Origin of the sequence: Rhodonellum psychrophilum GCM71 = DSM 17998 (genome assembly GCF_000381545.1) — a bacterium.
GTDB lineage: Bacteria > Bacteroidota > Bacteroidia > Cytophagales > Cyclobacteriaceae > Rhodonellum > Rhodonellum psychrophilum.
Window position 1 is genome coordinate 1 of record NZ_KB906691.1, and the last position, 23,540, is coordinate 23,540.

The 23,540-nt window shown below is 41.1% G+C and carries 22 protein-coding genes and 1 tRNA gene; 20 read left to right on the forward strand and 3 right to left on the reverse strand.

Features of this window, described 5'->3' with window-relative positions:
• Positions 1–281, reverse strand: a 281-nt coding sequence (locus F824_RS0120960; protein ID WP_026333841.1) for a transposase, incomplete at its 3' end; no start/stop codon positions are given.
• A gap of 357 nt (positions 282–638) precedes the next feature.
• Between F824_RS0120960 and F824_RS0120965 the strand changes: the two genes are divergently transcribed.
• The 7 genes from F824_RS0120965 (at position 639) to F824_RS0121000 (ending at position 10,720) form a co-directional block, all read left to right on the forward strand.
• On the forward strand, positions 639–1,637 hold the full coding sequence (locus tag F824_RS0120965) for a hypothetical protein (protein ID WP_022582378.1): 999 nt from the start codon (positions 639–641) through the stop codon (positions 1,635–1,637).
• A complete protein-coding gene (locus F824_RS0120970; protein ID WP_019599905.1) occupies positions 1,634–2,440 on the forward strand; it encodes a hypothetical protein in 807 nt (268 codons plus the stop codon). Before F824_RS0120965 ends, F824_RS0120970 begins: the two co-directional genes overlap by 4 nt.
• Positions 2,441–2,722: 282 nt before the next feature.
• Entirely contained in the window at positions 2,723–4,291 is a 1,569-nt protein-coding gene (locus F824_RS0120975) for a type I restriction-modification system subunit M (RefSeq protein ID WP_019599906.1), read from the forward strand.
• 1 nt (position 4,292) lies between these two features.
• Entirely contained in the window at positions 4,293–5,444 is a 1,152-nt protein-coding gene (locus F824_RS0120980) for a restriction endonuclease subunit S (protein ID WP_019599907.1), read from the forward strand.
• 928 nt (positions 5,445–6,372) lie between these two features.
• Positions 6,373–6,615, forward strand: a complete 243-nt coding sequence (locus F824_RS0120990; protein WP_019599909.1) for a GmrSD restriction endonuclease domain-containing protein — start codon at positions 6,373–6,375, stop codon at positions 6,613–6,615.
• A gap of 167 nt (positions 6,616–6,782) precedes the next feature.
• Positions 6,783–7,595, forward strand: coding sequence for a hypothetical protein (locus F824_RS0120995; RefSeq protein WP_019599910.1), 813 nt, complete (start codon positions 6,783–6,785; stop codon positions 7,593–7,595).
• Positions 7,596–7,822: 227 nt separating this feature from the next.
• Entirely contained in the window at positions 7,823–10,720 is a 2,898-nt protein-coding gene (locus tag F824_RS0121000; protein ID WP_019599911.1) for a type I restriction endonuclease subunit R, read from the forward strand.
• 12 nt (positions 10,721–10,732) lie between these two features.
• Here F824_RS0121000 and F824_RS0121005 read toward each other — a convergent pair whose 3' ends face one another.
• Positions 10,733–11,239: a hypothetical protein gene (locus tag F824_RS0121005; RefSeq protein ID WP_019599912.1), complete on the reverse strand. Its 507-nt coding sequence runs from the start codon at positions 11,237–11,239 to the stop codon at positions 10,733–10,735.
• A 106-nt stretch (positions 11,240–11,345) separates the two neighbouring features.
• On the opposite strand from F824_RS0121005, the gene F824_RS0121010 reads away from it, so the two are divergent.
• The 11 genes from F824_RS0121010 (at position 11,346) to F824_RS0121060 (ending at position 17,290) form a co-directional block, all read left to right on the forward strand.
• On the forward strand, positions 11,346–11,969 hold the full coding sequence (locus tag F824_RS0121010; protein WP_019599913.1) for a hypothetical protein: 624 nt from the start codon (positions 11,346–11,348) through the stop codon (positions 11,967–11,969).
• Between the two features lie 173 nt (positions 11,970–12,142).
• Complete coding sequence (locus tag F824_RS26355; protein ID WP_019599914.1) at positions 12,143–12,385, forward strand: BRO-N domain-containing protein; 243 nt, start codon at positions 12,143–12,145, stop codon at positions 12,383–12,385.
• Positions 12,386–12,984: 599 nt separating this feature from the next.
• A complete protein-coding gene (locus tag F824_RS0121020) occupies positions 12,985–13,278 on the forward strand; it encodes a hypothetical protein (protein ID WP_019599915.1) in 294 nt (97 codons plus the stop codon).
• A 97-nt stretch (positions 13,279–13,375) separates the two neighbouring features.
• Positions 13,376–13,696, forward strand: a complete 321-nt coding sequence (locus tag F824_RS0121025) for a hypothetical protein (protein WP_019599916.1) — start codon at positions 13,376–13,378, stop codon at positions 13,694–13,696.
• A gap of 196 nt (positions 13,697–13,892) precedes the next feature.
• Entirely contained in the window at positions 13,893–14,750 is an 858-nt protein-coding gene (locus F824_RS0121030) for an AAA family ATPase (RefSeq protein WP_026333842.1), read from the forward strand.
• Positions 14,731–15,711 carry a DUF3871 family protein gene (locus F824_RS0121035; protein ID WP_026333843.1) on the forward strand — a complete coding sequence of 327 codons (981 nt, stop codon included), beginning with the start codon at positions 14,731–14,733 and terminating at the stop codon, positions 15,709–15,711. Before F824_RS0121030 ends, F824_RS0121035 begins: the two co-directional genes overlap by 20 nt.
• Positions 15,712–15,762: 51 nt before the next feature.
• Positions 15,763–16,215, forward strand: coding sequence for a JAB domain-containing protein (locus tag F824_RS0121040; RefSeq protein ID WP_019599919.1), 453 nt, complete (start codon positions 15,763–15,765; stop codon positions 16,213–16,215).
• Positions 16,216–16,349: 134 nt separating this feature from the next.
• Positions 16,350–16,412: transfer RNA gene (locus F824_RS0121045), tRNA-Asn, on the forward strand.
• Between the two features lie 46 nt (positions 16,413–16,458).
• Complete coding sequence (locus tag F824_RS0121050; protein WP_019599920.1) at positions 16,459–16,728, forward strand: GIY-YIG nuclease family protein; 270 nt, start codon at positions 16,459–16,461, stop codon at positions 16,726–16,728.
• Positions 16,729–16,831: 103 nt separating this feature from the next.
• A complete protein-coding gene (locus F824_RS0121055; RefSeq protein ID WP_262500776.1) occupies positions 16,832–17,077 on the forward strand; it encodes a GIY-YIG nuclease family protein in 246 nt (81 codons plus the stop codon).
• Positions 17,078–17,083: 6 nt separating this feature from the next.
• Positions 17,084–17,290, forward strand: coding sequence for a hypothetical protein (locus F824_RS0121060; protein ID WP_019599922.1), 207 nt, complete (start codon positions 17,084–17,086; stop codon positions 17,288–17,290).
• A gap of 859 nt (positions 17,291–18,149) precedes the next feature.
• Here F824_RS0121060 and F824_RS0121065 read toward each other — a convergent pair.
• The gene (locus F824_RS0121065) at positions 18,150–18,575 is read right to left on the reverse strand and encodes a hypothetical protein (protein WP_019599923.1); all 426 of its coding nucleotides are present in this window, start codon (positions 18,573–18,575) and stop codon (positions 18,150–18,152) included.
• Positions 18,576–20,444: 1,869 nt separating this feature from the next.
• Here F824_RS0121065 and F824_RS0121070 point away from each other — a divergent pair.
• Positions 20,445–21,899 (forward strand): MBOAT family O-acyltransferase, encoded by a 1,455-nt coding sequence (locus F824_RS0121070; protein ID WP_019599924.1) that lies wholly within the window; start codon positions 20,445–20,447, stop codon positions 21,897–21,899.
• A gap of 11 nt (positions 21,900–21,910) precedes the next feature.
• Positions 21,911–22,786 (forward strand): hypothetical protein, encoded by an 876-nt coding sequence (locus F824_RS0121075; RefSeq protein WP_019599925.1) that lies wholly within the window; start codon positions 21,911–21,913, stop codon positions 22,784–22,786.
• Positions 22,787–23,540 lie beyond the last annotated feature (754 nt).

Sequence of the window (23,540 nt, forward strand, 5' to 3'; positions counted from 1 at the left end):
ATGCCTACTGCCTTTTTTAGGATTTCCCTTTCTATCTCGGATTCTTTAAGAGCTTTCTTCAAGGCAAGGATTTCCTTTTGTTCCGATGAGTGATTCATGTTCCCGTTCCCAGGGAAACTCTTCACACCGTCAGACTTAAATTCCCTTGTCCACCTGCGTACAAGATCAGGCCCGATGCCTAATTCACTGCCGATTTCCGTACTGGTTTTACCGCTTAATTGTAACTCTACGGCCATGGTCTTGAAGGCCTTGTCAAATTTTCTTCTTTCTCTTTTACTCATTGTTTCAAATTTAAGAAAAGAGCTTAACTTATTGTTCATTCAAATGTAGCAAGTCCAGTGTAAGGACGGTTATTTGCAAACTGTAAATATCATCATCCCAAGCTAACTTTCTTCTGTTTAACAACAACAGAGTTACATAGTCTGAGTGTTAAGAAGCCTCACCAATCGGTGGGGCTTTTCTCTTTTCTCTAAGTGTGGCTAGCATATTTACACGAAAATTTTATATTTGTGGAACACCCGATTTTTCAACGGATAAGAACCACCCTAAAAACCACGTTGTTCAAATGATTCAAGGTTTCTGTCATTTATGACATTCATCTTCAACTGTTTGAGCGGATCGAAATGCTGAACTGCCCGATGATAAAACACATCAAAAACTTGCTGCCAAGAATTCGAAACCATAGTAAAAAGCTTGACCATATAGAAATCTTTGTGGAAAAACCATGGGTTCTCATACAAGAGCCTCTTATTAGTCCCCTGTTTGAGTATGAATTTTATCGGGATAACAAAACTCTAATATCAGTAGGAGGTAATGTGTCCTGGGGCACTTGGAGTCTAACTCCATCATCCCAGAGGCTAATCTTGAAAAATTTTGAAGTGGAGCTTTTACTTGAGACCGTGTTCATTGATAAATCTGTAATGATCCTAAAAAAAAGCGGAACGTCTGATGATTTTTACGTCTTCATGAACAGGATAGAAGTTCCAAACTTGAACTTTCAGGAGTATTTTGACATGACCCACTTAAACCACCCCGAGGTTAAAAATGAGCACCCTGAAGTTAAAAAAAATCACGATAAAAAAATCGAGCTTTCTTCTCCAGAAAATGAAGCGGAAAATAAACTTTCACTTGATCAACTGAAGATTTCAAAAAGGAAGCTTGACCAAGAAACAAAAAAACTAATAAACCTACTGAAATTGATTTCCGAAACTGAAACTAGAAAAACCCACCTAACTGAAGAGTTGCGAAAAACAAAAATCTCCATATCCCAGCTGAAAGACAGCCACCAACATCTCCTTGTGCATGGACCTGATTCAGAGAGCTTGATTTTCAATCCTGAAGAGAACCCGGAGTTAATCCAAGAGCTTAACGAGGTCAACAAAAAACAGCCAAATCTAAACAGAAGACAAATTGAGCTCTATCTAACCTTCGCTGAAAAAAGATCCCTTCCCTCTGAGAAGATAGGTGACCACCAGAAGTTTGTAGAAGCTTTAGTTTCGGCTAAACTGCCAACATCCGCCTCCCATAGACTGTTTTCAAGCCATAGTCACTTACATAATTATAAGAATTCATTAAAGTCCTTTATGGAAAACACGTTGCTTCAGACAACAACAAACACTTCTGTGGAAACCATATGAAAGAATTCTTCCAGTCCATCCTACCGAGGATTCAGAACAAAGGCGAAAAACTGAAACATATTGAGCTCTTCGTAGAGAAGCCATGGGTTTTGATTGATGAGGCAACAGATGAACTTCTGGAATATGAGTTCTTCAGAGACGGCAGGCTACTGGTCTCCCGTGGAGGAAATGCAGCTTGGGGCAGATGGGAACAAACTCCTTCCAGCAGGTTGATTTTGGAATATGGGGACAAATTACTTCTGTTACACACGACCTTTGTGGACGAAGCGGTTATGTTAGTCACCAAAAGCGGGAGTACTGAACCTACCATGGCACTCGTAAATCAGAAAAAAATCCCGGATCTCCTCTATAAGGCATACCTTGCAAATATTGCCGATCTTCAAGGGGAAATAGAGAAAGAAGAGCCTGAACCTCAAAAGAATCCATCAACAAGTTCTCAAAAAATTGATCCTCCACAACAGGGGGAAGTCTTTGGTGCTGAGGCGGAAGGGATTCCAGTTAAGGTTAATCGATACAATATAAAGGAGAAATCAGACACCGGAGATGATTTGATTTTTCTTACCGCTATCCCTGACGTTATTCACGAAGGGGCTCAATTGATGTCTATCAACAACAAAGAGGCTCTACCAGAGGCTAAACAAATTACGATAAAAAACTTTTCCGGAAGTTTCCTGATTGAAATCGATAGTGATTGCACTGTTGGTTCTGTTACTTATTTAGAAGCAGGATGGAACAAGTTGTACTTACTCCTAGCGGCCGCTCTTGTATTTATCATGGTTATTGTGCTGTCAAATTTTGTGTAAATCTGTACTTTCACGCACGGGTATTTTCTAATACCTTATATTCGCTCAACAAAATCTGGTTCGAAAGGGGCAAACCTTTGGGGAAAACTCAAATGACCTTCACCAGATTGGTGAAAGTTCCCGGTGATAAAAGAAGGTTACAATACTGTGTTACCTCGTTCCAACCACGCTGGAACATTTCCCGATCAAGTCCCTTTTGAGAGTTTGATACTTTAAATGATTTACCCTGGTTCCACAGGCTGTCAACACAGTTCTGAGAACCTGCAACCCATATAAACCTACATGTCCGAAGAACAAAAACGCCAGCTGGAAAGCAAACTCTGGGGTATCGCCAATCTTTTACGCGGCAAAATCAGTGCAGACGATTACAGAGACTATATCCTGGGCTTTATTTTCTACAAATACCTCAGCGAACGTCAACACCTCTATGCCAACGGACTGCTGGAAACCGAAAGTTCCAAAGACTACTTGACACTCAAAGACCCCGACTTGCTGGAAGCCATCAAGGATGAATCCCTACAGTCGCTTGGGTACTTTCTCAAACCCGAAGAACTCTTCGCCTCTATCACCGCCAAGGGCAATGCCTCCACAGAGACGGACAGCAATTATATTCTGGAAGACCTCAAAGCCGTACTCAACCACATCGAGCAAAGCACCATGGGCACGGATTCTGAAGAGGACTTCAACGACCTTTTCAGCGATATTGACTTGAGTTCAAATAAGATTGGGCGTACTGTCAAAGCGCGAAACGAGGTGGTGGTACAGATCCTGAACCATCTCAATTCCATCGACTTCCGACTGGAAGACATCGAGTCGGATGTTCTGGGAGATGCCTATGAGTACCTGATCGGGAAGTTTGCAGCGGGGGCAGGAAAGACGGCTGGGGAATTTTATACCCCACAGCAGGTATCAAAAATACTGGCAAAGATCGTCACCACCGGAAAGACAAAACTGAAATCCGCATATGACCCAACAACTGGATCGGGATCGCTCTTGCTGCGGGTTGCCAAAGAAGCGGAAGTCAGTGAGTTCTTCGGGCAGGAACTTACCCGTACCACCTACAACTTGGCACGAATGAACATGATCCTGCACGGCATCCATTACCGAAGGTTCAACATCGCGCAGGAAGATACCCTGATGCACCCCCAGCACTTGGACTACAAGTTCGAAGCGGTGGTGGCCAACCCACCTTTCTCCGCCCACTGGAAAGGGGATGACCACTCACTTTTCAATTCTGACGAGCGCTTCAGCCAATATGGTAGACTGGCACCCAAAACCAAGGCAGACTTCGCTTTTATGCAACACATGCTCTATCAGCTGGCTGACAATGGAATTATGGCCAGTGTATTTCCCCATGGGGTACTCTTCCGTGGAGGAGCAGAAGGACAGATCCGGGAGTATATGATCAAGGAGATGAATGTGCTGGATGCCGTGATCGGTCTGCCTGCCAATATCTTCTATGGAACTACTATCCCAACCTGCATTGTGGTGCTGAAAAAATGTCGAGAGCATGATGACAATGTGGTCTTTATCGATGCCAGTGGTGATGACAACTACATCAAGGTGGGTAACCAAAACGAGCTTCGAGACAGTGATGTGGAGAAGATCATAGAGACCTACCGTAATCGGGAGACCTTGGACAAGTACAGCTATGTGGCCTCCTTAGCAGAGATCGCTGAAAATGACCACAACCTCAATATCCCACGCTATGTGGACACCTTTGAGGAAGAGGAAATTGTGGACTTGGATACCACCGCAGAAGAAATTCAGCAACTTGATATTTCTCTGAAAAGTAATGAGGCGGTGTTGAAGGACTTTTGTGAAGAATTGGGGATTAAAACACCGTTTTGAAATGAGCGAAAAAAGCATGTTACCTAAGCTTAGATTTTCGGATTTCAAGGAGAATTGGCAAGAGAAAAATCTCGAGGATATTTGTACTCTTCAGAGAGGTTTTGATATCACAGCAAAATCAAGGATCCATGGCGATTTCCCTGTATACTCCTCTTCAGGCATCTCCTACTTCCATAATCAATATAAGGTAAAAGGGCCTGGAATTGTAACCGGTAGAAAAGGGGTTCTAGGGAAGGTATTTTTCATTCTTGGCCCTCATTGGCCACACGACACAACACTTTGGGTGAAAAATTTTCACGGGAATGATGTGAAATTTGTGTATTGGTTACTTGTAAATTTTAAACTGGAGAGGTTTGATGCTGCATCTTCGATTCCAACACTTAACCGAAATAATGTTCATAGAATAAAGGTTCTAGTTCCCTCCCTCCCCGAACAGCAAAAAATCGCCTCCTTTCTGTCTTCGGTGGACGAGCGGATTGACTTGCTGGAGCGGAAGAAGGAAAAGCTGGAAGTGTACAAAAAGGGGGTGATGCAGCAGATATTTTCTCAGAAGATCCGGTTTAAGCAGGATGATGGGTCTGAGTTTCCGGATTGGGAGGAGAGGAAGTTGGGGGAGGTTGGTGACTTCTATGGTGGTGGGACACCTGAGAGCACAAAAGAGCACTTTTGGAAGGGTAAAGTACCTTGGATTTCAAGCTCTAACCTCACAGATAATTCAATTTTCAAAGTTTCAAAAACAAGGTTTATATCCGAAGAAGCGATAGTTCAATCTGCTACAAAAAAAGTACCTCCTGGTTCTGTCTTGATTGTGACACGGGTAGGAGTCGGAAAAGTCGCTTTCAGTGATGAAAGCTTATGCACGAGTCAGGACTTTGCATCAATAGCTCCAAATAACCAGTACAACCCTATTTACCTCGCATATTGTTTGCTTTGCCTTCGGTCGAAGATTATAAATCTGAGCCAAGGCACTTCAATCAAGGGTGTCATACTAGAAGATTTGAAAAGTTTAAAAATCCCAAGCCCTTCAAAAGAAGAACAGAAAAAAATCGCAGCTTTCCTGAACAGCATAGACGAAAACCTTGAAACGCTTGACAGGCAGATCCAGGGCTTGCGCACTTGGAAGAAGGGGCTGTTGCAGCAGATGTTTGTGTGAGAGAATTGTTTGCAAAAGGACTAAGGTGGTACCAACAATTACCAATACATCACCTGACTAGTCTATCCGATCAACCGTAAAAAATATAACACCTATATAATCAATTAACTAATATTATGATACTTTTAGCAATCATTGTTGGATTAGCCTTGATAGCCTTAGCATTCATGGAATCTTGGGAGAGTGCCGACCAGAAAAAAAGGGGTCTAAAGCAAGGAGAGCAAGAAGCCGGGTTTTTCCCATTTTTAGGTAAACTTGGATGTCTGTTCATCACTGCTGTAATTGGCGCACTAGTTCTGTATGTTATAACCCTCTAGCATGTCTACAGGAAACATTCGTGAAATTCGAAAAACCTTTTCAAAGCTCAGTAGGCCTTTTCAAGAAAAAACAGCAAACTAATATGCAGAAAACGCAAGCGATCACTGCACTTGCGTTTTCCGATTTCCTTCCTCCGAACGGTAGGATAAACTCTTAAATAAAAGCACGCCCTCCTCACCTAATTACACTCCTGCATAGCACGCAGGCCTTCGGTGAAGAGAAAGTGTTTTCGCAAATGTGTAAACATATCTTTATTTTTCGTAATTATTTACGTAAATTTGTTTCAACAGAATCTGAGTCGCATACCGTAAGATCTGCTCTCGGGTCATTTTTATTCATTACCTTTGCATCGACAGTACACGCCACGCTACCCATCAGAACAGCGTCCCAGGGCGTGTCTTTTGCTTTTTAGGGGAAATCAGAATTTCCTGAGACTTGAAACTTGTAATTATAAGATCCTGTCACCTAAGTCTTGTTTTGTTGAAAAGATTTCCACATATTGCCTATAGACTTATTTCATGACGCGTGATTTCACCCCTTTTTACTGTACAAACGCCCCACAAGAAAAAACTCTTTATATCAATCTTGCCAAAATCACTTTTGTAGATATATGCAGAAATACTCCGTCAACCAACACCTTATCGAAACGATTCTCTCCTGGGTTAAGTCCGGTGAGATCTGGATTCCTAAGATCCAGCGACCATACGTATGGGATAGTAGTTCCAAGGTCTGTGACCTGATGGACTGCCTCTACCAAGGATACCCTGTAGGTTACATCATCGCCTGGAAAAACCGAAACGTTAAGTTGAAAGATGGGTCGCTTAGTGAGGGGAAAAAGGTGTTGATCGACTGAGAACAGCGGGTTAAACACCGTGGAGGAACTTCATCAAAATTTACGGATGAACTGTGTCCCGGTCGAGATCATGGATATGAACCTCGACAACTACCCTGAGTTTTCGAATCTCAGACGAAAACTGATGGCTGAGAAGATGAGAGAGTATTACTTTAAACTGTGAGCTTATGGATGAATTTGAAGCAAACTCGGGTTCCGCAGAAGAAGAAAAAAGAAAGCGGGACAGATATTTAGTCCCGATACTAAGTATTTTTGTAGGTTTGGTGGGGTGGCTGTTCTACTCATTCCTTGGCAAAGACTATTTTCCAAGTCGAGTGATAGGAATGCTGTTTTGGTTAATTGGCTTGAACATAGCAGTCAGTCCTTTTGAAAGAATACTAAAAAAGTTTCTCCTTACACGAGTCCTCCTAAAATTGGTTCAGGGTTTACTCATTATCGCATTGGTGGTTTTATTCATCTCAGTTTCGGTGGGATCCGTTTACGTGTCGGTGATACTAGTTTTTATGTTTGTTGTGGCACCAATCAAAGTTGGCTTAGACCTGCTTGATATAAAAAACTCATCTGAAATTGCCATATTTCTGTCATTCACGTTTTCAAGTATCGCTTTCTCCTACAAGGGAAATGCCATCATAAACCGAATAACTATCTTTTGGAGAGGAAGGGATAAGGAAAAGATCCAGCGTGAGCTCGAGTTAATCAACACCTACCTTGGCGAGAAACAAATCCGATTCTTCATTTACCTTGCTTACTTTTTAGTAATCATTTCCGCCACAGTATTTGACCTCGCAGAGGTTTTTAAGGATTCATCAGAACAAAACTTCTTGTATTTGACACTCCAGTCCTTTGCGGCATTTCTCGCCTTCGAAGCCTTAATCGAAAAGAAATCTTTGATGAAGCCATGGACTGACAAATTTATTGTGTTTAGAAAGCTTTTTCCAATAAAGGCAAAAGAGAGATCTGATAAACCTACATCCGAATAAGCGAAGGCCTAAACAAAAGGTTATGGAAAAGATGTCCCAGGGCGTGTCTTTTACTTTCCGGAAGAAACAAACTTCTAGGATTTTAACCTCCGCAGTTTAAATGCTGAGCGTTTCTTATTCAAACTTTTCACGAACAGTGGTATCACTACTTGCTTAGCTAAAACTAAATCCACATCTTGAAGTCTGTTGGCCCAAAAACTTATTCATGGGTCATTTTTACGCCGATCATGACCACCCAACCCGAACAGACCCTTGAAAACAACCTGATTTCCCAACTACAACAGCTGGGTTACAAAAAGGTACTGATCCCAGACGAGAAGGCCCTGCTGATCAATTTGAAATCTCAGCTCGAAAAACACAACAAAACCCAATTCAGTGAAATTGAGTTTGCCCAGATCCTCAATGCGATCAACAAGGGAAATGTATTTGAGCGGGCAAAGATCCTCAGGGACAGGGTTGAGTTCACGGATGATTCTGGTGAACACCGCACCGTAGAACTGATCAACCAGATCCACTGGTGTCAAAACGAGTTTCAGGTCGCCCAACAGATCTCTATAAAGGGAATCTACAAAAACCGCTATGATGTCACCATCTTGGTAAATGGACTCCCACTGGTACAGATAGAACTCAAACGACGAGGTCTGGAACTCAAAGAAGCTTTCAAACAAACCTCCCGATATGGCATCCACTCCTTTGATGCGGGACAGGGACTTTTTCAGTTTATCCAAATCTTCGTCATCAGCAATGGCGTCAACTCCAAGTACTACGCCAACGGTCCTTTGAGAAACCGAAGTTTCAAACAGACCTTCTACTGGTCAGATGTCAAAAACAAACAGATCACGCAGCTTTCAACATTTGCGGATATTTTCCTGGAGCCCTGCCATATCTCCAAAATGATCACCAAGTACGTGGTATTGAACGATACCGAGAAGACCCTGATGGTACTCCGCCCCTATCAGTTCTATGCCACGGAAGCTATCGTGGAGCGTGTGAAAACCACCACCAAATACGGCTACATCTGGCACACCACAGGTTCTGGCAAGACCCTTACTTCATTCAAGACCGCCCAGATTCTCACCAACCTGCCACAGGTGTATAAAGTGGTCTTTGTGGTGGACAGAAAGGACTTGGATACCCAGACCTCACAGGAATTCAACAGCTTCAGCAAAGGCAGCATTGATGGCACCAACAATACCAACAAGCTTGTCAAGCAACTGACAGGAGATGACAAGCTGATCGTTACCACCATCCAGAAACTTTCCACCGCTGTCAACAAAGCCCACTATGTGGAAAAGATGGCTGTCCTCAAAGACAAGCGCATCGTCTTCATCTTTGATGAATGCCACCGGAGTCAGTTTGGGAAGACCCATTCCGACATCAAGGAGTTTTTCGAAAATTCCCAGATGTTCGGGTTCACGGGCACACCGATCTTTAAAGATAATGCAGGCACCAACGAATGGGGCAAACGGACCACGCAGATGCTTTTCGGAGACTGCCTCCACAAATATGTGATCACCGATGCCATCCGGGATGAAAACGTCCTGAAATTCTCAGTAGAGTACATCTCCACTTTCAAGAAAAGAGACCACATCTTTGACATCAACGTGGAGGCCATTGATGAAGAGGAGGTGATGAATGCCCCACAAAGGCTGAACAACATCGTGGACTACATCGTCACCAACCATGGGAGGAAAACCCACAACAAATCTTTCACAGCCATCTTCTGTGTACCGAGTGTAGCCATCCTGATCGAGTACTACAAGCTCTTCCAGACCAAGTATAAAGCCGGGGAACACAAATTGAAAGTAGGCACCATATTTTCCTACGGGGCAAATGTGGACCTGATCAATGATGATATTGATGAACTTGGAACTGTGGAAGAGCTGGGCTTGGCGAAAGAACCGGGGTTTTCCTTGGCAGCGGAGGAAAAGTACATGGCACCCTATGGCAGCGCCACCAAAAAACACCCCCGAGAGTATCTGGATGATTTCATCGCAGACTACAACAAGCTCTTTGGCACCAACTTCAGCACACAGGACTCCAAGTCTTTCTACAACTATTACAACGACATCGCCAAGCGGGTGAAAAACCAGCAGGTGGATATTCTGCTTGTGGTAAACATGTTTCTCACTGGATTTGACAGCAAATGGCTGAACACCATCTACGTGGACAAAAACCTGAAATACCATGGATTGATACAGGCCTATTCACGGACCAACCGGATTCTCAACGAATTGAAATCACAGGGGAATGTCGTCAGCTTCAGGAATCTAAAAGGTGCCACCGATCAGGCCATTTCACTTTTCTCCAACTTGGAGGCGAAGGGAGAGATCATTATTGAACCCTATGAGGATTACGTGGAGAAATTCAATCAGGCATTTAAAGACCTGCTCCAAATCACCCCAACTGTCAACAGTGTGAATGATCTGCAGGATGAAGATGCACAATTGGTTTTCATCAAAGCCTTCCGGGAATTGATGCGTCTGAAAAATGTATTGGTGACGTTCACGGAATTTGACTTCGAAGACCTCTCCATGCCGGAGCAGACCTTTGAAGATTACAAGAGCAAATATCTTGACCTCTACGACAGAACCAAAAACAACAGCCAAAAAGAAAAAATCTCTATCCTCAACGATGTGGATTTTGAACTTGAACTGATCCACCGTGACGAGATCAATGTGGGCTATATCCTGAAACTCCTGGGCAAACTGAAAGATGCCAGCCCAGAAGAACAGGAGAAACAGAAGAAAGCGATTGTAGAACTCATCGTAGGGGAAGCCCAACTCAGGAGCAAGAGAGAGTTGATCGAGAAATTTATCCGCGAAAACCTTCCTGAGATAAAAGATGCCGATGATATCCCAGAGGAATTCACCAGCTTCTGGACTAAGGAACGTCTCAGAGCCCTCCACCAGCTCAGCAAGGAGGAAAACCTGGATGATGAAGCCTTGGAAAAAGTGATCGGAGATTTCATCTACACCGAGAAGGAACCTCTCAGAGATGACATCATTGGGTTAATGAAGGACAAACCTTCCCTTAAAGAGAGGAAAACCATCGCAGAAAGAATCAAGTCCAAAATCCTCGGTTTTGTGGAGACCTTTATCAACGGGATCATGGAGGCGGCTTAGGGTGAAGTAGATTCAAGTTGTTTTGACAGGTTCGAGGATTTCCTCCAAAGGACGGTCAATCAACTTCCGGACATCTATGTTTCCTATCTCAGCTTGATGAAAAAGAAACTTAAGGTCTTCTTCTCTCTTCTGGGCTGTTGTAAGCTGTACGTACTTTGGGTTGATGTAAAAGACCCCTGAGTCATTTGTCTTAAGGAGAAGCCCCTTCCCCACAAGCTTTCTGGTGAAGTTGTTCATGGTTTTGACATTGATCTTAATGCTTCCACCTGAGATTTGGGAAGCATGTTGAACAAAAGCCTCCTCTTGCTCTTTCCCAATATACACTATACCATGTCTTCCAACATCTTCACACAAAAACTCAAACCAACATCTTTCTTTTGCGGAAATCGACAGATAGATATGTCTGGCATTGAAAAATATTTTGAGCCCAACAGTTGAAAACTTCACAGATATAGTTGTTCTTGTGCCATCTTGGTATAAATCTGTTTTAAGCACAAGAGAGCCTTGTTTTGTTGTCATATTTACGAAAAACGGGGGTGTTTTTCACCCCTTTTATCAAAATCAAACCTCTGAAAAACAGAGTGTTAACCTATATTTAAGAGCCTAATAAATAGTAGACTGTCGGATGCCTGTATTCCTCGCTAACCTGTTTGAGAACCCACGTGGGTTGCTGCAAATGTATCATAACTTCGTTGAAAAAGTAAAGGGTACGAATCGTCGAAAAAAAATCTCAGTTCCGCTCGCATTATACAGAGTGCCCGATGGGGTTTTGTCAGATGGGGTAATCATACCGGAAAAAGGGGATCTCAGTCTCCTGACCAGCAATATTCCTCTGAGAGCCGAAGCGATTTTGTTTCTGTTTGAAATTGACAAAACTGCAAAGAACCTTTTCCTATTCTGTGTTGCGACAAAAATGAAACCTGAAACGTTGGAGTTCTCCTGGAACAAAAAAGATCAGGGAGATTTTCTTGACTTCTGTAACCTGTTTGGATCAAAACCAAGCTTAAGCACCGCAAAGGATGCGATGAAATTATTGGCATCCCAGAACTTGGTTAGGTTTATAGGGGGCAAAAAATACATGTGTAACCCCATGATAGTCTCAACTCCTGAAAATTTGACCACCCAAATGTTCTCAAAATTCACTGACAGCATCATCGAAAAGGAAATCAAGAACGAAAAGTTGGGAGGTGTGATTCAAGAAAAGCTTTTCCCAAAGCTGAAAACTCTCTATAAGGAAGTCTCTATCTAGCCGACAGTTTGAGTGTTATAATTTCGTCAAGAAATTTGTGTGTTCACTTCTGAGAATGCTCCTCCGACCTGATACCTATTTCTACACCGTCTCCTTAAAGAGAAAACAGAGCGTTCCTTATACTCTTGATAGCTAACTCTGAGACTCACTGTCATCATTTCGACACGCACAACGTGAAAGAGCTTGTTGACGAAGAGAACAAACCTTGGTTTGTGGCCAAAGATGTGGCCGAAATATTAGGGTATAAGAACACTAGGACGGCCATTGCAGCACATTGCAAGGGTGTCCTAAAACAGGACACCCTTACTTCAAAAGGAATCCAAAGCATGCAAATCATCGGCAGAGACGACATTATACGTCTTTGCATGAAATCAAAACTTCCAGCAGCTGAGCAGTTCGAAAAATGGCTTGTGTGAAAGAGATGTGTTACCACGTATCAGAATGTCTTCCAACAAACCGGAAAGATAGTTCTCAGAAGTGATGAATTCCCCTAAAGAGACAAAACCGTCACAGCTTCTCAGAACTTACTTTGGGTTATTTGAAAAGAGCAGGTAAAACGGCATCTTGCGTTACTTTTGTAGCCCGATGAAAAAGCTAGCCTCCACCTTCTTCCTTTGTACTATAACGCTATCGCTGCTTTTCACAGCATGCCATGGAAAAGGCATTTCGAACCTTCTCTCTAAGGAGGGATCAACCGTCTCCTCCCGAGTGCTTGAACCTCGTGGATATGTTAGAGAAGCAACCACAGGTGGAACATGACCGCATTACCTTCAAAATCTGAAACCACAGCCCCACGGGTCAAAAGTTTTGGATTTTCAGGGTCGTCCCATCTCAGACCAACGCAATCATTCTGCGGTAATGGACATCGATGTAGAAAAAAAAGACCTTCAAAAATGACATGATGCCACCATCAGATTTAGGATTACCCAAAAAGCTCCCGATTTGGCACCTTAAAAAAACCCCTAAGATCAGAAGATTCAGTTAATTAGACCACCAATAAACCAAGACCCAGCACATGTTAGAAAATCAAGATTCCAAAGACTTGAAGCATCTGAGTGGCACCCCAACATCTCCACATCAAGGAGGTGATCACAAATCAAATGAACCAGAAAAGAACAGTTGGTGGAGCCTGCAAAATATTCTCGTCAAAGTAATCACTGTTGTTCTGGGCATAGCGGCCCTTTTCATTGTGACGGAAGTACTGGACCAAATAGAAAGGATGCTGTACGAACTTTACAAAATCAGCATCTGGGTTTTCGCTGTAATTGTGGTGATCACCATCATCATATCGCTCTTCAAAAAAGACTGAAATAAGCCCAATAAGTGTGATTTGAGACGGGAAATGCGCCTGTTTTTCTGTATATTATAGTAAGGGGCATTTGCTCCGAGACTCAAATTTTTACAGCATGAACAGCGCATTTTTCGTCACACTTCTCAGAAACAACGACCATTCAGAAAACCATATCATCAGCCCGGAATTTAGGGACATCGATGATGCAGCCACCTTCCTCGATGAAGTCATCACCCGAATGGAAGGCATAAGAAACGGCCTGATCAATCAGGATGATGCCGGGCTGGTGTACCGGGATCTGGACTACACCTTTCAGGTTGTGGAGGATAACGCTTACAAGGGAATTGTGCTGGTGCGTTTTGAAGATATCGACTTTGAATCTTCCTACGAACACATCAGGGATTTCCTGTTGTCAGAACAACCGACGTTAGCATAAATTTTTCCCAAAAAAAATTTCCACATTATGACAGTTCCCTTACAGAGCGTGCGACCGTGATGCTACCACCCCCTTAACATCCCCCCGGATCACTTCAAATCCACTGGTACCCCCCACTTTTTAATTACATCTTATACTTTTTCATCTTCCTACCCCCCAATTGCTCTAGTGTTCAACCTATAAACATTAGAGCAATATGCATTTACGTATTTCAAAACGTTCCCAAGCTCGCATACGAATTGCGTTGCAGGGTCCAAGTGGTTCAGGAAAGACTTACTCTTCCCTACTGCTTGCTTATGGCTTGGTGGGTGACTGGTCAAAAATAGCCGTCATCGATACCGAGAATCAAAGTGCCGACCTGTATGCCAACCTTGGCGACTACAATGTCATTTCTCCGGGTCTTCCTTACACACCTGAGAAATATATGGAAGCAATCCAGTGCTGTGAGAACGCAGGTATGGAGGCCATCGTCATCGATAGTCTTTCTCATGAATGGGAAACCCTGCTGGACATCCACAGCAACATGCCAGGCAACAGTTTTACCAATTGGAGCAAGATCACTCCCAGACACAACCACCTGATCAACAAAATCCTTTCCTCCACAGCGCACATCATTACAACAGTCCGAAGTAAACAGGACTATGTGCTGACTGAGAAAAACGGGAAGCAGGTGCCTGAAAAAGTGGGTATGAAAGGTGTGCAGCGCGATGGGTTGGAGTACGATTTTACAATTGTCTTTGACATCAACATCAAGCACTTCGCATCGGCCTCCAAGGACAGGACAGGGATTTTCGGTAGTCTTCCTGATTTTAGGATTACTGCAGAGACGGGAGAAATGATCAAAAACTGGTGTCTTTCCTCAGAGCCATCCGTGGAAGCAGATCCCAAAGATTTCCTTGAAGCCATTCAGTCCTGCAAGAGTCTTGACCAGTTGTACCGTCTGTACAATGAGAACCCAAGCCTGCAGGAACTCCACAAGGAAGAGTTTGTTACTCAGAAAAGTAAGTTGTTAACTCCGCAAAACTTCAGATCCAATGGAACTACTGCGCATTAACAACCACATGGAAGTAATGGACATCTCCCATGTGGAGGTGTCTACTTCACCTTTTCTGGAAGCCAACACCTCAGAAGTCTCTCTAAGGGAAATCCGGGAAAGGCATGTGATTCCAGTGTTCCTGAAAGACAACGAACCGACCATTTCACAAGTTGAGTTCGTGGAGGTTGTCGCAGAAGCTGCCAGAGATGTCTTCGGCCTTGGCACTACACCCATCCCTACAGTGAGGGTTTCGCATCCTATTAAGGGAAGGACCTTCGATGCTAGACACAAAAAAGCCCAGGATCTGCTTCCTCACGAAAAGACGATCTATAATGAGCGGATGGCATTTATGCTGACCATTCCGGGGATCACCGACGAGATCGGAGGCAACACATTGGAACTGTCAGTGGGTGGTGTCAAAGCCTACAATCTGGACAACCTAAACAGTGTCAAGGGTTCACCTGAACATTTCAAGGTATTTGTGGGCTTCAGAAATTTCGTCTGCACCAATCTTTGTGTTTCTACAGATGGGGCCAAGTTGGACATTCGTGCCAAGAGCCTTGAAGATCTGTACCAGCAGGTATTTCTGCTCTTTCAGGAGTATGATGCAGTGAAGCAACTCAGTCAGATGAATCAGTTCACAGGATACTTTCTGGAGGAACGGCAGTTTGCACAAATCATTGGACGTGCCAGACTGTACCAATTTCTTCCACGAGAGTTGAAGGTGGAGGTGCCTGAGTTGCTGATCAACGACACGCAGGTGTCCCGGATAGCTGAATGTTATTACTCAGACCCGAATTTCCAGCGACAGGACAATGGCAGCATCGACCTTTGGAAGTTTTACAACCTGATGACAGGTGCAACCAAGCATTCCTATATTGACAAGTACCTTGAGCGTGGAGTCAACAGTTTTGACTTCACCCGGCAGGTACAGGGAGCATTGGAATCTCCTTCACACAATTTCTGGTATTTGCGTTGAACCCGAAGAGCTCGCCCCTAAAAAGGCGGGCTTTTCACATTTTAGACAGACATGACAAACTTGATTTACGAGCTTCAGCTCAGTTACAAAGCAAAAGGATGCGGAAGTAAACTTCAAAAAATCCAGGGTTCCGCGGAAGCATTTCGGCTGCTACAAACTATCTTTGACCAAGATTTAATAGCCGCCAGAGAAGAATTCGTCGTCTTGTACCTCAACCGGGCCGGACAAGTAATCGGTTATCACAAGGCATTCCAAGGTGGGGTTTCTTCTGTGATATGTGACCCCAAGATCGTCTTGGGGGTAGCGCTCAAATCTCTCAGCTCAGGGTTGATCCTTGCGCATAACCATCCTTCAGGAAATATGAGTCCTTCAGAAGCGGACATTACGCTGACACGAAAGATAAAGAACGCCTGCAAGGAAATGGATATCGAGCTGTTGGACCACCTCATCCTGTCCCCCGACGGGAACTACTTCAGCTTTGCTGACGAAGGGAGAGTATTGTAAAACAACTGGTGGGATAGCAGGTCAGGATGTATTCCTTGCCCTGTTTCACCCACAAAATGATCTTTCACAGGCTGAGGCGTGCGAAAAGCGTGCACATAATGAGGCATTTCTTCTGCAACTTATTGATTCACAGTAGCTCAGCTGGTTAGAGCATCTGACTGTTAATCAGAGGGTCCTTGGTTCGAGCCCAAGAGGAGGAGCGAAAGCCTTGCAGAAATGCAGGGCTTTTTGCGTTTTTAGACTATGGAACAATTTTTTGTTTATATTTTGTATTCGTCTTCCATCGATAAATATTACGTTGGTCAAAGCGAAAATGTGGCGAATAGGATAGCATTCCACAACGATGGTGTAAGAAATAAAATCTGGACAAGGCGGGGCATTCCTTGGGAACTGAAAACCGTTTTTGGATTTGAATCAAAAACTGAATCCTTAAAAGCGGAAAAATTCATCAAAAATCAGAAATCAAGAATATTTATAGAAAAGCTATTAGCGGGAGGCTGGAATTGCATCTGATCCCGTTTGAACGGGAAGGGTCCTTGGTTCGAGCCCAAGAGGAGGAGCCAAAGCTTTGCAGAGATGCAGGGCTTTTTGCATTTTTGGACAATGGAACAATTTTTTGTATTCGTCTTCCATCGATAAATATTACGTTGGTCAAAGCGAAAATGTGGCGAATAGGATAGCATTCCACAATGATGGTGCAAGAAATAAAATCTGGACAAGGCGGGGCATTCCTTGGGAACTGAAAATCGTTTTTGGATATGAATCAAAAACTGAATCCTTAAAAGCGGAAAAATTCATCAAAAATCAGGAATCAAGAATATTTATAGAAAAGCTATTAGCGGGAGGCTGGAATTGCATCTGATCCCGTTTGAACGGGAAGGGTCCTTGGTTCTTGAATCCCGAGAGACGAACGGATCGGGAAGCCCAAGAGGAGGAGCAAAAGCCTTGCGGAGATGCAGGGATTTTTTTTTGCGTTTTTAGACCATGGAACAGGGAAATGAATGTTGATTTTATAGTAGGGAGAATCCCAGTGCTGGAGCAGGAGAGCATTGACTTGGGGATCTATCCAACTTAACTATCTCCTAAAGGATAAGGTCCAAGACATTGGGATTTGGCCTGGCATTATATAATGCTGTTGTAGGTGGTAGTGGAGGACAATTGTTAAATATGATTTGGTGGGGAGGATAAGTTTATTTCCTGATGCATAAAGATTTATTTTGACATGTATTCCTTCTTATCCTAAACAGATATTTTCAATAATATTAATTTCCATCCTCATTATTTTCTTCTTCAAGTTTTCATTTTTAAGCGTCCCTATAATCCAAGTGGTATTTTTTTCTATGGATAGGTGTCCGGAATTTCCGATGGTTCAATAATTTAATTTTGGTATTTGCCGATTGATTAAATTTTATTCAGCCGATCCAAGCGGAACACCTTTCTTTTAAGAAGATTTCCAAGACAGATCGATTATATTTTGTTGGTCGATTTTAATTGAATAAAAAAAAATCGTTAGAAATACCATTAAAGATAGTTGATGATGAAGATGGAGGTGGTGTAGCTTTTTTTCTAGAGTATTTTTTATGTGCGAAAAACGAATGATAGATGCTTCCATTCGTTATTTTTGCCAGAATGAATCAACATTTAAATTTTGTTGATTTCTTGTAAATAGATATCGATTTCAGGGAGTTATTTTGAATTCCTATACTCAAGGGTATTGAATTTTGACTCAATACAGATGAACTCAATTATGGGTTTTTAAAGCAAACAAACTCCAATACTTCAAAAAATAGCTTTTCATAAATCGGGATTGATTCTGTTTTTTAGTAAAATTTCAATTCCTTATAATTAGTTTTTGGATAGTATTTTTCTGGAAATTTTTCACAAAAAAAAAGGGCGCCAATTTTGGCGCCCTTTTTTTATTGAATAAAGTCTTATTAGACCTTGTCTTCGTATTTCTTTACCCAGCTATTCAAGGTTTGATAATTCAAACCTTTGGCTCTTGCAAATTTTGAAGTATTCATGCTGCTGTTTTTGGATTCTTCATTTCTGAATTCCCTTACATAATTGATCTTGTCATTTTCGCTGTAGCTTGTTCTTGAAGCTTTTTTAGTGCCACCTGATTTTCCACCATTGATCAATTCAATTGCTTCCATGATGTCTTTAACCAATGAAAGGTCCGTCAAGTCCAATCCTGCTTTAGCAAGTTTGTTTTGCGCTTCTATCTTTGGGTTTTTTGGAGTAACACTAAGTCCTTTTTTGGAAGCTTCTTGAAGGCTTATTTCTTGCCCATCTTCAGTAACGAAAACAAATGCATCTTTCTTCTTTAATTCTGAGAGAACACTCTTTATTAAGTCTTTCATGTTTTTTGATTTTTTTGATTATTTTTTATAAATGTAAGTATTAATAATTCATATTCAAATCGTATTTAGTGTAAGTTGTTCATTGATTTATAATTCCCGCTCTTTTTTATGAAACCATTTTCCGGATTATGCTTTAAGTTATGAATGAAAATTCTAGATTTTGTTTATTGAAAATTGAATGAAAACTATTCGAAAAACCGACTAATATTAAAAAAAGCCTATTTATGGTAAAAAATAAATTCTTTTTATATGAATTTTAATATATATTTAATTTGTTGTAAATCAGTGTATTTAATGTATTTTGGATCAATTTATACTTTCATTTAAAATAGTTTAAAAATAAAGATTTAATTCAATGCCTCTAAAAGAATTAACTTAAGAACTTGAGGGTTTTTCCCTTTTTTATGTTCTTATGAGTTGTCGGGTTTTGATTCTTTTTATGGTTTTATTTAATTTGAAACGAAATTTATTTTTCTCGGTGTGCAAAAATATTCTCGTGATTAATTTTTGAATTTCCAATTTTCAAGGTCGGATTCCCCTTTTGGTTTTATGTGTTTTAAATTTTCAGCATCATTGTTTTTTCCTTTGGATTGAAGAGCTCGCCTTAAATGCTGACTTATGATGTGATTATTCTGATAGTAATTATAACGATTTGAACTGTGTGTTTTTTAAACGTTAAAAAACAATGATTTTGACTACTCTCCTTTATTTGTAAAGTGGGTTATGATTTCTTGAAAACGAATGAAGGGAGATTTAATAATGGGAGACGATTAAAATTTATTAAGGATTATTGTGTTGTTTAGAATATGTTTCTTCTTTGTTTTGGAAGTGGGGTTTCTGGGTTTGATTTTTAGATACGCTATTCTTAAGATCTTAATTAACCCATTGTGTTATCGAAAAATTTAAGTGCGTCATTTTTCAGACATTCAATAAATATATTTCCAGTCTTAGATTCAATTGGGGAAAACGAGTTGGTTTTTCCCGATTAGTTTTGAGTTATTGTCTATCCAGAATTTATTCTTTAGTAAAAGAATTAGGAATGGATTTGGATCTCTTTCCCATTCTATATCTTATGTATCAATGAACAGCTAGGGAAGAAGCTTTTTTTTTCTTGCCGGTTTTTGAAGCAATTTTTCGTAATGTGATTTATGGAAATTTCGAAAGGGTAGTTTTGATTTATCCCCAAAAAATATTTTGTGTTATGTGGTTTTAGACTTTGAGGTTTTATTCCATATTTTCTTTTCTTGGACTCAAATATTTATAGCTTCTGTTTTTTAATTTTTCAAAACAGCGCGTCCTTAATTTGAGAAGTTTAAATCCAATTGGTTTTATTTATTTACACTCAATTCGCTGGATATATACTTTAAAATTAATTTTGTTAAAATTTTAGTTTTACTCTTTTAAAACCATTTTCTGGTTATTTTGTTTTTTTAAACATTTATTCAATTGATCTAAATTAGATACTTTTCACTGATCTTAGGGAGAGATTCTAATTGGCTAATTTTTTAATAATCAATCGGGGAGATTAGTGGAACATGTCAAAAAGAAAGAGATATGTAATGCATCTGGGTAGTCAGTGTAGGAATAAGATTTGGCTATGGTGGTTATATTAAAATTTTTAAACTCGCTTGCTTTTATCTCGTCCCATTGACCAGGTCTTTTATATTTGGATTGGTAAACCTTAAACTTTTCTCCTCAAGATTAAGAATATTGTCTTTTAAACATTTTCTTTTTTGGCGAGAGACTTTCTGTCTTAAAATTTCCTTGAAAAAATTAATCCTTTATCGTTAAGTTTGGGGTTAAATCACTGCCCCAAATAAATAATTAATTGCATTCACCTCTCTAATCATCCTGTGGAAATCACCATTTATGGCCTTTAATTCGATTGATTTTGCTGTGTTTTTGCCTATCGTTTTTATTCTGTATTGGTTTGTGGCCAAGCGGAATTTGAGGGCGCAAAACCTATTGATCGTTATGGCCAGTTGTTTTTTTTATGGAATGTGGGATTGGCGATTTTTGGCTCTCATACTCTTCAGTACGCTTGTTGATTTTGGTGTCGGATTGGGGCTTGCCCAAACTGAAAAGATACATCGGCGAAAATTATTGCTCTGGATGAGTGTAGGTGTCAATCTTGGCTTCCTTGGATTTTTCAAATACTATAATTTTTTCCTCGATAATTTCCTGGATACCTTTTCCTTGCTTGGCAGTCCCATACAGGCCAACTCCCTGAATATTATATTGCCTGTAGGGATCAGTTTCTACACCTTTCAAACGATGAGTTATACGATTGATGTCTACAGGAAAAAGTTGCAGCCAACCCGGGATTTTATTGCTTTTAGTGCTTTTGTGAGTTTCTTTCCCCAACTGGTGGCTGGGCCTATTGAGAGGGCATCCAACCTGCTTCCTCAGTTTTTTAAGGAAAGGGTCTTTGACCAAAAAAAGGCCGTGGATGGTTTGAAACAGATTCTGTGGGGTTTATTCAAAAAAATGGTGATTGCCGATAACTGCGCCCAATATGCCAATACCATTTTCAATAATTCTGAAATTGCTTCTGGTTCCATGTTGGCAATGGGGGCTTTCTTTTTTGCTTTTCAGATTTATGGGGATTTTTCAGGGTATTCCGATATTGCCATCGGAACCTCCAGACTTTTTGGGTTTGATTTGATGAAAAATTTCGCTACCCCTTATTTCTCTAGAAACATAGCTGAGTTTTGGAGGCGTTGGCATATATCGCTCTCCACTTGGTTTAGGGATTATGTCTATATTCCGCTGGGTGGAAGTCAGGTGGAGATTTGGCCAAAAGTGAGGAACATTTTCATCATCTTTTTGGTCAGTGGTTTTTGGCATGGGGCCAATTGGACTTTTATCGTTTGGGGGGCACTTAATGCTGTTTATTTTCTACCCTCTCTTTTTCTTGGGAGCAATCGGAAGCATCTCGAAATTGTGGCCCAAGGGAGGGTTTTGCCCAGCTTCAGGGAGTTCTTGTCCATGTTGGCAACCTTCTCCTTCACCACTTTTGCATGGGTATTTTTTCGTGCCGAAAACATCGATCATGCTTTTCGGTTTGTTGGCGGGATATTTTCAACCTCGTTTTTTACGGTACCCAATCTTTATGCGATGGAAGGCTCAGTTACGCTTTTGGTATTCATCTTCCTTTTCTTGATTTTGGAATGGAGGGGTAGAGAAAATGAGTACGCGATCAGTGAATTGGGGGCTCGATCGACACGTGTACTCAGATGGTCAATGTATGTGGGCTTTATTTTGGTCATCAATATTTTTGGGAATAATTCCGCTGATATCGAATTTATTTATTTTCAATTTTAACCAAAGACGAGATGAAAGGATTTATTGCAAAAACATTGTTTTTCTTGGGTGTTATGCTTGCGGTGAATGCATTGCTTTTTATTTTGGTCAAGCTTTTTTATATCAGGGGGTATGAAGAAGTCGATTTGAACTATCCCACCTATTTGCTTGCGGATTCTCACGGAATGCCTTTAGGCGACTTTACCGAGGATTTTGACGTACACAATTTTTCCGACCATGGGGATTCCTATTTGGATATGGAAAGGAAGCTCAAATACCTTATTGCCAATACGGATGTTTCCAAGGTGTATATCAGCGTGGATGACCACACTTTGTCCCCTTATCGAGAAGATTTCAACAATGTCGATCGTTCAGCCTATTATACGGAGTTGGAGGATCACCAAGGTCTATTTGATTTTTTGGAGGAAAAGTACATGGATTACTATGTCGTGTTTCTCCATGATAAATACAGTTTGGTGATCAGGAATTTTCTGGAAAAGGAGTTGTTTGACTTTTCCAAATGGAAAAGTCAAAAGAAGACCAGGTGGATTGAACTTTCGAAGGAGGCCCAAGACCAAAAAAGTATTTCGCGTGCAAATGATTTTTTTCCGGGCCATCGCAGGTCAATGGCTCTTACCACATCCTTGAAAAACATCATTTCCCTCTGTAAAGAAAATGGAATTGAATTAATCGGGGTGAGGTTTCCATTGAGTCAATCTTTTCACAAAGTCATCGGATCAAAAAGTTATCGGGCGGACGAGATTTTTTATAAAGAAGGGTTGTTGGTACAGGATTATGATTCCTTGTATTTGGGGCAAGATGCATTTTTCAGGGACCAAGACCATTTGGAAAGGGAGGTAGGGGCAAAGTTTGCCGAGATTTTGTTCGAGGGAACGGAAAAGGATTAACTATGGGTGTTGAGTTGATTGGGTGTAATAGCCGTGAAGTTTTTCTATTGACCGAGCAACCCCGCAGAAAAAACAAAAGCGGAAAAAAACCCTTTCGAATGATTTTCCGCTCCATTACCTGAAGGCCAGAGCCTTCAAATTATGCCAAGCTACAGTTATTATGGCTTTTCGCCCAGTTTCCCAGGTTCATGACTTTAGGTTTTCAAACTCTAGCATTCGCAATCTTTCGAAATTGAAGCTTGATTCAGGAATGTCTGCGGTGAACCGTTTCAGACTTTTACCCAAAGGTATAAGCCCCTTTATATCTTTATCGCAAGTTCTAAACCCTGGCCCGAAATTTTACTTTCGACCTTTTATCTCTTACTTGATAGAATCAAATTTATATATTAATAATTATATAAAAAAATAAATATATAAAAAAGAATAAAAAAAATAAAGATATTGTGATGAAACCTGTTTAAGGATTTTCATGATTCTTACATGTCATGCTGAAAAATCCTTAATTACTTCTTCAAGCAGTTTTAGAATTTGAAAAATGAGCTTAAAACCAAATTAAATACCATTTAAACAAGGATAGACCAATTGTAAATAATTAAAAGAAGCGGTTTTGATAAGAATTGTTATCTTCATATTTGTGGATTTATCTCTCTTGGGAAGTCAATGGAGGGTGGGAAAAGACGGTAAGGAATTCATTTTCCCTTATTCCAGATTGCCAACGCACCTTTATTTTGACTTGGACATAGATTGATCCGAA